Annotated in this window: 6 protein-coding genes; 3 read left to right on the top strand and 3 right to left on the bottom strand. The window is 71.7% G+C overall.

Annotated elements, in window-relative coordinates:
* From AB0I38_RS33395 to AB0I38_RS33385, 3 genes are all read left to right on the top strand, one after another.
* The coding region (locus tag AB0I38_RS33395; protein WP_358489707.1) for a glycoside hydrolase family 48 protein at window positions 1–2,658 on the top strand (2,658 nt) is incomplete at its 5' end.
* Window positions 2,659–2,671: 13 nt separating this feature from the next.
* Window positions 2,672–4,267, top strand: a complete 1,596-nt coding sequence (locus AB0I38_RS33390; RefSeq protein WP_358489703.1) for a cellulase family glycosylhydrolase — start codon at window positions 2,672–2,674, stop codon at window positions 4,265–4,267.
* On the top strand, window positions 4,264–5,628 hold the full coding sequence (locus tag AB0I38_RS33385; RefSeq protein ID WP_358489701.1) for a GH12 family glycosyl hydrolase domain-containing protein: 1,365 nt from the start codon (window positions 4,264–4,266) through the stop codon (window positions 5,626–5,628). Before AB0I38_RS33390 ends, AB0I38_RS33385 begins: the two co-directional genes overlap by 4 nt.
* An 84-nt stretch (window positions 5,629–5,712) precedes the next feature.
* Here the strand turns inward: AB0I38_RS33385 and AB0I38_RS33380 are convergent, their stop codons facing one another.
* From AB0I38_RS33380 to AB0I38_RS33370, 3 genes are all read right to left on the bottom strand, one after another.
* Entirely contained in the window at window positions 5,713–6,945 is a 1,233-nt protein-coding gene (locus AB0I38_RS33380; protein ID WP_358489697.1) for a serine/threonine-protein kinase, read from the bottom strand.
* Window positions 6,932–7,888, bottom strand: a complete 957-nt coding sequence (locus tag AB0I38_RS33375) for a LacI family DNA-binding transcriptional regulator (RefSeq protein WP_358489719.1) — start codon at window positions 7,886–7,888, stop codon at window positions 6,932–6,934. The genes AB0I38_RS33380 and AB0I38_RS33375 overlap by 14 nt, the downstream gene beginning before the upstream one ends.
* A 123-nt stretch (window positions 7,889–8,011) precedes the next feature.
* Window positions 8,012–10,231 carry a thiamine pyrophosphate-dependent enzyme gene (locus AB0I38_RS33370; protein ID WP_358489694.1) on the bottom strand — a complete coding sequence of 740 codons (2,220 nt, stop codon included), beginning with the start codon at window positions 10,229–10,231 and terminating at the stop codon, window positions 8,012–8,014.
* Window positions 10,232–10,292 lie beyond the last annotated feature (61 nt).

Raw genomic sequence — 10,292 nt, 5'->3', positions numbered from 1 at the left:
ACCGGAGCCCAATGGACCATCGGCTTCAACGGCACCTACACCACGACCAACACCAACCCCGCCACCTTCGCCATCAACGGCGTCACCTGCGGCGGCACCGGTGCCAACATCCCGCCCACGGTGACCCTGACCAGCCCGAGCGCCGGCGCCTCCTACCCGTCGGGCAGCGCCGTGCCGCTGGCCGCCACCGCGAGCGACCCCGGCGGGGCGGTGGCCCGCGTCGAGTTCCTCGTCGACGGCGTCCTCGCGGGCACCGACACCACCTCGCCCTACACCTTCAGCGCCACCGGACTGGCCGCGGGCGGCCACACCGCGCAGGCCCGGGCCGTGGACAACGGCAACCCGGCGCTCACCACGACCACGCCCACGACGTCGTTCACCGTCACCGGCTCCACGCAGCAGGCCCTGGTCGTCACCCCCACCGCGCTGACCGTCCCCGAAGGCTCCAGCGCGCCGTTCTCCGTCCGCCTCGCCGCGCAGCCCAGCGGTAACGTCACGGTCACCTCGACGGCGGGCAGCGGCGACACCAGCCTGACCATCACCTCCGGCGCGTCGCTGACCTTCACCACGGCCAACTGGAACACCCCGCAGAACGTGACCGTCGCCGCGGCGCAGGACAGTGACACCACCAACGGCACCCGGCCCATCACCGTGGCCTCCACCGGCCTGACCAGCGTCACCGTCACCGCCACCGAAGCCGACGACGACGCGCCCCAGAACAGCTACCTGACCGAGTTCACCACCCAGTACAACAAGCTCAAGGACCCGGCCAACGGCTACTTCTCGCCGGAGGGCGTGCCCTACCACTCGGTCGAGACGCTCATGGTCGAGGCCCCGGACCATGGCCACGAGACCACCTCGGAGGCGTTCAGCTTCTGGCTCTGGCTGGAGGCGCAGTACGGCCGCGTGACCGGCAACTGGTCGCCGTTCAACAACGCCTGGAACGTGATGGAGCAGTACATCATCCCGACCGCGGCCGGGCAGCCGGGCGGCTCCACCACCTACAACCCGAGCGACCCCGCCGACTACGCCCCCGAGCGGTCCAAGCCCAGCGGCTACCCGGTCACGCTCAACACCGGCGTCGTGGCCGGCCAGGACCCGCTCGCGAACGAGCTGCAGAGCACGTACGGCAACCGGCTCGTGTACGGCATGCACTGGCTGCTCGACGTGGACGACGTGTACGGCTACGGCACCGGCAGGGGCAGCGGCCTGAGCGAGTGCGGCGACAACACCAAGCGCGTCACGTACATCAACACCTACCAGCGCGGCCCGCAGGAGTCGGTGTGGGAGACCGTGCCGCATCCGTCGTGTGAGACCGGGCGTTTCGGGCAGCCGGGCGCCGGCTACCCGCCGCTGTTCATCCAGGGCGGCGGAGCCAACCAGTGGCGCTACACCAACGCCCCCGACGCCGACGCCCGCGCCGTGCAGGCCGCCTACTGGGCGCTGACCTGGGCGACGGCCCAGGGCAACCAGTCGCAGGTCAGCGCGACCATGGCCAAGGCCGCCAAGATGGGCGACTACCTGAGGTACGCCTTCTACGACAAGTACTTCAAGAACCCGGGCTGCACCTCGACCTCCTGCACTCCGGGCACCGGCAAGAGCAGCTCGTCGTACATGCTGACCTGGTACTACTCCTGGGGCGGCGACATCGGCGGCTCGTGGGCGTGGCGGATCGGCTCCAGCTCCTGGCACCAGGGCTACCAGAACCCGCTGGCCGCCTGGGTCCTGTCGCCGGCCGGCCCGTCGTCGCTGCGCCCGCAGTCGGCGACGGCGGCCTCCGACTGGCAGACCAGCCTCGGCAGGCAGCTCGACTCCTACCTGTGGCTGCAGTCGGCCGAGGGCGGCATCGCGGGCGGCGCGACCAACAGCTGGAACGGCGACTACCAGGCGCCTCCGGCCGGCACGCCGACCTTCCACGGCTGGGCCTACGACCATCAGCCGGTCTTCCACGACCCGCCGAGCAACCGGTGGTTCGGGTTCCAGGCCTGGTCGCTGGAGCGGGTCGCGGAGTACTACTACGTGACCGGCGGCGCCAAGGCCAAGGCCATCCTCGACAAGTGGGTGCCGTGGGCGCTGGCCAACACCACGTTCGGCGCGAACAACAGCTACCAGATCCCCAACGACATGACCTGGTCCGGCGCCCCGTCGGCCAGTTACTCGGGCGGCGGCAGCGGCCCGGCCGCCAACCCGGGCCTGCACGTCACCGTCGCCAACCACACCGACGACGTCGGCGTGGCCGCGGCCTACGCCAGGACGCTCACCTGGTACGCCGCCAAGTCCGGCAGCGCCGCCGCCAAGACCGCCGCCAAGAACCTGATCGACGGCATCCTGTCGCACAAGGACGCCAAGGGCGCCACGGTCAGCGAGACCCGCGCGGACTACAACCGCTTCGACGACCCGCACAACGACGCCACCGACACCGGCCTGTACGTCCCTCCGGGCTACTCCGGCACCATGCCGAACGGCGACGTCATCAGCTCCGGCAAGACGTTCCTCGACATCAGGTCCTTCTACAAGAACGACCCCGCCTGGGGTTCCGTGCAGGCGTACCTGAACGGCACCGGCCCCGCGCCGTCCTTCAGTTACCACCGCTTCTGGGCCCAGGCCGACATCGCCATGGCCGCCGCCGACTACGGCAGCCTCTTCCCGAACGGATGACCGTCACATGCCCATGAGATCATTCGTGGCCCTGCTCGCCCTCGTGGGTGCCATGTTGCTGGTCCCGCAGTCCGCCGCCGCCGCGGTGGGCCTGCGGGTCAGCGGCACCCGCGTCCTGGAGGCCAACGGCAGCGCCTTCGTCATGCGCGGCACCAGCCACGCGCACACCTGGTATCCGGGCGAGACGAGTTCCTTCGCCGGCATCAAATCGCTCGGCGCCAACACCGTCCGCGTGGTGCTCAGCGGCGGCAGGTGGACGGCCAACTCGGCCGCCGACGTGGCGGGCGTCGTCTCCCTGTGCAAGCAGAACCGGCTCATCTGCGTGCTGGAGAACCACGACACCACCGGGTACGGCGAGCAGAGCGGCGCCTACACCCTGGACCAGGCGGTCACGTACTGGATCGGCCTGCAGAGCGTGCTGACCGGCCAGGAGAACCACATCGTGATCAACATCGGCAACGAGCCGGTCGGCAACAACGCGGTCACGCCCGGCTGGACGCAGGCCACCTCCGCCGCCATCACCCGGATGCGGAGCGCCGGGTTCCAGCACCTGCTCATGGTCGACGCGCCCAACTGGGGCCAGGACTGGCAGGGCGTGATGCGCGGCGACGCGAGCACGGTGTTCAACGCGGACCCGCAGAAGAACACCGTCTTCTCCATCCACATGTACGGCGTCTACGACACGGCCGCCGAGATCATCGCCTACCTGGACGCCTTCCAGACGGCCGGGCTGCCGCTGGTCATCGGTGAGTTCGGCGACATGCACTCCGATGGCGACCCCGACGAGAACACGATCATGGCCCAGGCGCAGAGCCGGGGCGTCGGCTACCTCGGCTGGTCGTGGAGCGGCAACGGTGGCGGCGTCGAGTACCTCGACCAGGTCACCTCGTTCAACGCCGCCAACCTCACCTCGTGGGGGCAGCGGCTGTTCAACGGCGCGAACGGCATCCGGGCGACGGCCCGCGAGGCCACGGTCTACGGCGGCTCCTCCGACACCACCCCGCCGAGCGCTCCCGGCGGCCTGGCGGCCTCGGGTGTGACGGCGAGTGGAGTGGGCCTGTCGTGGTCGGCGTCGTCGGACAACGTGGGCGTGACGGGTTACGACGTGTTGCGTGCCGGTGCGTCGGGCGCGTTCGCGTTGGTCGGGACGTCGGGTTCGACGTCGTTCAGTGATTCGGGGTTGTCGGCGAACACGACGTACCGCTATCAGGTGCGGGCGCGTGACGCGGCGGGCAACGTCTCGGCGGTGTCCAACACGGTCACCGTGACCACGACCGGAGGCACCGGCGGAGGCGGCTGCACGGCCGCGGCGACCGTACAGAGCCAGTGGGGCAACGGCTACGTGGTGCAGCCGGTGACCGTGACCAACACGGGCGGCTCGGCGATGAACGGCTGGACCGTGACCTTCACGCTCCCCGCCGGCCACACCGTCACCGGCTCGTGGAACGCCGCCGTCTCGGTGAGCGGGCAGACCGTCACCGCGCGCAACCTCTCCTACAACGGGACGATCGCACCGAACGCCACCGCCGGCTTCGGCTTCCAGGCCGCCCGCCCGGGCGGCGACACCTCCGTGCCATCCGGCTACACCTGTCAAAGGGGGACGTCATGATCGCGCGCATCCTGGCCGCGCTCGCCACCCTCGCCGCCGCCACGGCGATGCTCACCGGCCCGGCCCACGCCGACGTCGTGATCTGCGAGAAGTGGGGGTCGACCACCATCCAGGGCGGCAGGTACGTCGTCCAGAACAACAACTGGGGCGACGACACCACCCAGTGCATCGACGTCACCGACACCGGCTTCACGGTGACGCAGGCCGTGCACGACAAGCCGCAGAACGGCGCCCCCGGCTCCTACCCGAGCGTCTTCGCGGGCTGCCACTACGCGGTCTGCTCCACCGGCAGCGGCCTGCCGATGCAGGCGAGCGACGCCCGGTTCGCCGGCGTGCGGACCAACGTGACCTTCAGGTATCCAAGCTCCGGCGTGTACGACGCCGCCTACGATCTGTGGTTCGACCCCACGCCCCGCACCGACGGGCAGAACACCGGCGCAGAGCTGATGATCTGGCTGCACCGCACCGGCTCCGTCCAGCCCGTCGGCTCGCGGGTGGCCACGGTCAACCTGGCGGGCGGCACGTGGGACGTGTGGTTCGGCAACATCGGCTGGAACGTCGTCTCCTACGTCCGGACCGCGCCCGCCACCTCGATCGGCTTCGCCGTGGACACCTTCTACGGCGACGCCGTCAGCCGCGGCTACGCCCAGCGGTCGTGGTACCTGACCAGCGTCCAGGCCGGGTTCGAGCCGTGGGTCGGCGGCGTCGGACTCGCCGTCGACACCTTCGGCTACAGCACCGGCGGCGACCCCGGCGACACCACCCCGCCGAGCGCTCCCGGCGGCCTGGCCGCCTCGGGTGTGACGGCGAGTGGAGTCGGCCTGTCGTGGTCGGCGTCGTCGGACAACGTGGGCGTGACGGGTTACGACGTGTTGCGTGCCGGTGCGTCGGGCGCGTTCGCGTTGGTCGGGACGTCGGGTTCGACGTCGTTCAGTGATTCGGGGTTGTCGGCGAACACGACGTACCGCTATCAGGTGCGGGCGCGTGACGCGGCGGGCAACGTCTCGGCGGTGTCCAACACGGTCACCGTGACCACCACCGGAGGCACCGGCGGAGGCGGCTGCACGGCCGCCTACACCCAGACGGGCAGCTGGGGCGGCGGGTTCCAGGGCCAGGTCACCGTGACCAACGCGGGCGCCACGGCCACCACCGGCTGGCGGGTGACGCTGACGTTCGGCGGCGGTCAGACCGTCACCCAGGTCTGGAACGGCCGGACCAGCCAGACGGCCAGCCCCTACACGGTCACCAACGAGACCTACAACGGCGCTCTATCACCCGGCGCGAGCACCACGTTCGGGTTCCTCGGCACCTGGAACGGCACGAACCCGGCGCCCGCCGTGTCGTGCGCCCGCACGCCGTAGCCGTACCTTCGTCCAGTTCCGCACGTTCGTCCAGTTCCGCACGTTCGTTCAGTTCCGCACGTTAGCTCGGCTCCGGACGACAGCTCAGTTCCGGACGACGACGGCGAGCTCGGCCAGCAACGCGTCGAGCTCGCCGTGCAGGCGAAGCTCGACGGCCCCTTCCCGCAACCGGTCGTCGAGCTTTCGCCGCAGGTCGGCGACCCCTTGCGGGGTCGTGCCGTTGGCGAGCGTCTGGCGCAGGTCCAGCGCCACGTCCGACCTGATCCGCTGGGCCCGCGCCGCCTCGGCCAGCTGGACGCGGAACCGGTCGAGAACTTCGGGGCCGGCGCTCGCCGCGCGGGTGTTCCGCGGCGTGGCCGAGGCCAGCGGCGCGGGCGACACGAGCTCGGCGGCCGTCCGCCGTGGCTCGGGCAGCGCCGGGCTCGCCGGCCGCCCCTGGTCGCCGGACTGCCCGGCCCACAGCACCGCCGCCGCCACCGTGCCCAGCGCCATCAGCGCCAGGCCGTGCCGCACCCGGTGCCGGAACCTGGCCCGGCCCAGCGTCTGCCCGAGCTGGTCGGCCACCTCACGGGCGCTCGGCCGCCGCGAGGGCGCGGGGTCGAGGCAGCGCTGGCAGAGCAGCGCCAGATCGCCCGGCACGCCCGGCGGACGCGGGCAGGGCCCGGACCTGCGCGCCGTCTCCAACTGCTCCCACGTGGTCTCCGGGTACGGGGTCGCGCCGGTGAGCATCTGGTAGAACAGCACGCCCAGGGCGTACACGTCGACCGCCGGATGGGCCGGGGCGCCCGTGAGCCGCTCCGGCGCGACGTACGGCGGCGTGCCGCGCTCGTCGTCGGGATCCCCGGCGAGCGCCGCGATCCCGAAGTCCAGGAGCTTCGGCCCGCCCTCGGTCAGCAGCACGTTCTCGGCCGAGACGTCCCGGTGCACGATGCCCTGCGCGTGCGCCGCCTCCAGCACACGGGCGATCCGGGCGGCCGTGCCGGCGGCCTCGGTCCAGGGCAGCGGCCCGCGCGTCAGCCGTTCCGCCAGCGGCTCCCCGTCGAGCAGCCGCAGCACCACGAAGGCCGCCACGCGGCCCTGCGCCGTCACGGTCTCGCCGTAGTCATAGACCTCGATCGCGTCGGGGTGGGCCAGCCGGGCCGTCGTCCTGGCCTCCTTGCGGGCCAGCTCGCGCTGGTCCTGCAGCACCTTCACCGCGACGAGCCGGTCCAGCGACTGGTCGCGGGCCCGCCACAGCACCGAGGTGCCGCCCGCGGCGATGCGTTCGAGCAGTACGTACCGGCGGGCCAGGACATCGCCCGGCTCATGCTGATTCACGGACGATCAGCTCCGCGGGCAGGACCGGGTTGACCGAGGAGGTGCCGGCCAGCAGCAGCCGGGTGGCCAGCGCGGCGAGCTCCTCCACGGGCTGGCGGACGGTCGTCAGCGTCGGCACGGTCCGCCGCGCCACCGGCGCGTCGTCGAACCCGATCACCGCCACGTCGTCCGGCACTCTGCGCCCGGCCCGTCTCAGCGCGTGGATCGCCCCGGCCGCCATCAGGTCGGACGCCGCGAACACCGCGTCGAGCGCGGGCGCGCGCCGCAGCAGCCACTGCATCGCGTGCGTGCCCGACGGCATGCTGAAGTCGCCGTACGCCACGGGCACGTCGCCGATCCCGGCCCGCCGGAGCATATGGACGAACCCTTCGAGCCGGTCCTGCGCGGCGGGCAGCGGCGGCGGCCCCGCGATCACGGTCACCGCCCGGCGCCCGTCGAGTAACAGGTGCTCGGCCGCCTGCCGGGCGCCGTCGTGGTTGTCGACGTCGGCGTACGGCAGTTTCACGTCGTCGGGCGGGCGGCCGATGCCGCGTACGGCGATGCCCGAGGTGGACAGCGTGATCGCCAGCGGATGCCGCTCCCGCGCGCCGATCAGCAGCACCCCGTCGGCGGCCCCGGCGAGCGCGGGCATGGCGCCGGGGCCGGCCGGAGGCACCGTCGTCACCATGAGCGGCACGCCGTGCTCCGCCAGCACCTCTCCGGCGGACGACAGGAACCGCGCGTAGTAGGGGTCGGAGAACAGCCGGTGGAGGTGGTCGCAGATCACCACGGCCACGCCGCCGGTCGTCCGCCTGGTGGGGGCACCCCGGGGCGCCCGGTGACGCACGTAGCCCAGGCGCGACATCGCCTCGTAGACCTGGCGGCGGGTCGAGGTGCTGACCCTGACCGTGCCAGTCAATACGCGAGAGGCGGTCGCCGGGGATACACCGGCTGCCGCTGCCACCTGTGCGAGCGTGGGCAAATCGGTCACGATGCACCTCGCCCAAGATCTATTGGGAGCGCTCCCTAAACTATCAGCGTTTCTGCTTTGTTAACAGATGCAGTCATCATGCGACAGGTCGCATAATCAGCCGAGTAGTTTACGAGCGGCCTGTTCGATCTCTTCTTCCGACAGCAGTACGTGATCGGCGGCGGCGCCCAGCGGAATGAAACTGTCGGCCGACGTCACCCGTGCGATCTGCCCGGTGAAGCCGGCGTCGACGAGTTCGGCCACGATGCCCTCCGAGACGCCGCCGGTGTGGCGGGTCTCGTCGGCGATCAGCACCGTGCCCGTCAGCTCGGCCGCCCGCAGCAGATCTTCGACCGGCAGCGGCGCCAGCCAGCGCAGGTCGAGGACCCGGCAGCTGTAGCCCTCCTGCGTCAGCCGGACCGCGGCCCGCAGGCTCATCCGCAGCCCGTTGCCGAACGTCACGATCGTCAGGTCGCGCCCGTCGCCATAGGAGCGCGCGCGGCCGATCGGCACATGGGTCTCCCGCCAGCGCGCCGGCGGGGCGTAGGGCGCCAGCCAGCCGTCGTCGCCCTCGTCGAACAGGTCACGCGTGTGGTAGAGCGCGATCGGCTCCAGGAACACGCACACCGACCCCTCGGTGCGGGCGGCGGCCAGGCAGGTGCGCAGCATGGCCGACGCGTCGTCGGGGCGCGACGGCGAGGCGATGACCAGGCCGGGGATGTCCCGCAGCGCGCCGACCGCGTTGTCGTTGTGGAAGTGGCCACCGAACCCCTTCTGGTAGCCGTAGCCGGCGACCCGGACCACCAGCGGGTTGACGTACGAGCCCTGGGAGAAGAACGACAGCGTCGCGGCCTCGCCACGGATCTGGTCGAGCGCGTTGTGCAGGTAGGCGAGGTACTGGATCTCGGGCACCGGCAGCAGCCCGGACACCCCGCCGCCGAGCGCCAGCCCGAGGACGGTCTGCTCGTCGAGGAGCGTGTCGAAGACCCGGTTGCCGCCGAACCGCTTCTGCAGGCCCCGGGTCACGCCGTAGACGCCGCCCTTGCGGCCGACGTCCTCGCCGAAGACCATCATCTCGGGGTAGACGGCGAGCGCGTCGGCCAGCGTGCGGTTGATCGACTGCGACAGCGTCAACGGCCGCTCCGCCTCGGGCGGCGCTCCGGCGAACGCCCGCTCCCTGACCGTGCTCTCGGCGGCCACCGGGCTGATCTTGGCGATCATGTCGGCGCGGCGTGGCGCCAGCGGCTCCATGATCTCCTTGGCCGAGCCGAGCCGCGGGGTGCGGGTGGTCTCCAGAGCGATGCGCAGCACGTGCTCGCGCGACAGCTCGTATCTCCTGAGCAGCTCGTCGGGCGTGATCAGGCCGGCCTCGACGAGCAGGCGGGCGGAGGCGATGAGCGGGTCGCGTTCGAGGTCGGCGCGGATCTCCCGCTGGCTGCGGTAGGCGGTTTCGACGTCGGACCCGGCGTGGCCCATCAGCCGGACCGTGCTCAGGTGCAGGAACGCGGGGGAGCGGTGGGTGCGCACGTGGCGGACCGCCCGCACCGCCGCGTCGTAGGCGTCGGCCAGGTCGCAGCCGTCGCCGGAGAAGTACGCGATGCCGGGACGCCGTGCCGCCGCCTCCACCCAGCCCTTGGGCGTGCGCACGCTGATGCCGAGGCCGTTGTCCTCGCACACGAACAGGATCGGCATCGCCTGACCCTGGTGGGTGGCGTAGGCGGCGGTGTTGAAGCCGGACAGCGCGGTCGCGTGGTTGACCGAGGCGTCGCCGAAGCTGCACACGGCGATCGCGTCGCCGGGCCAGGCCGCGGTGACGCCGAGCGCGCGGGCCCGCTCGATGGCGAAGGCCACGCCCACGGCCCGGGGCAGGTGGCTGGCGATCGTCGAGGTCTGCGGAATGATCGCCAGGTCGGGATGGCCGAACACCTTGTGCCGGCCGCCCGCGATCGGCTCCTCGGACGAGGCGGTCAGCCCCAGCAGGACGTCGCGGATGCCCTGCTCGGGCAGGCGCCCGGCCTGCTCGGACCGGGTCAGGTAGAAGGCGCCCGAACGGTAGTGGAGCAGCGCCGGATCGTCCGGCCGGAGGGCGGCGGCCACGGCCGCGTTGCCCTCGTGCCCGGCCGAGCCGATCGTGTAGTGACCCTGCTGCTGCTCGCGGAGCCAGCGGGCCGCGATGTCGAGGATGCGGCTGTCGAGCTGGCGCTGGAACAACGTGCGGCACTGCTCGCCGGTCAGCGGACCGCCCTCGCGAAGGGGCTGCCCGGGATCTCGGGCCGCGCCCGCCTTGAGCGTCGCAACGGCCTGGGTGAAGTGAGTCTCAACAGTGTCGCGCGCCACAAAACCGATTATGTCTCCCTGGAGCGGTCCACGTCTCCCGGTCTGAGGTCACATGTTAATT

The sequence above is a fragment of the Nonomuraea cavernae genome, from assembly GCF_040655715.1.
In the GTDB taxonomy this organism is placed as follows: domain Bacteria; phylum Actinomycetota; class Actinomycetes; order Streptosporangiales; family Streptosporangiaceae; genus Nonomuraea; species Nonomuraea cavernae_A.
The sequence above is the reverse complement of the archived record's forward strand: the minus strand, read 5'-3'. Positions and strand labels throughout refer to the sequence as shown.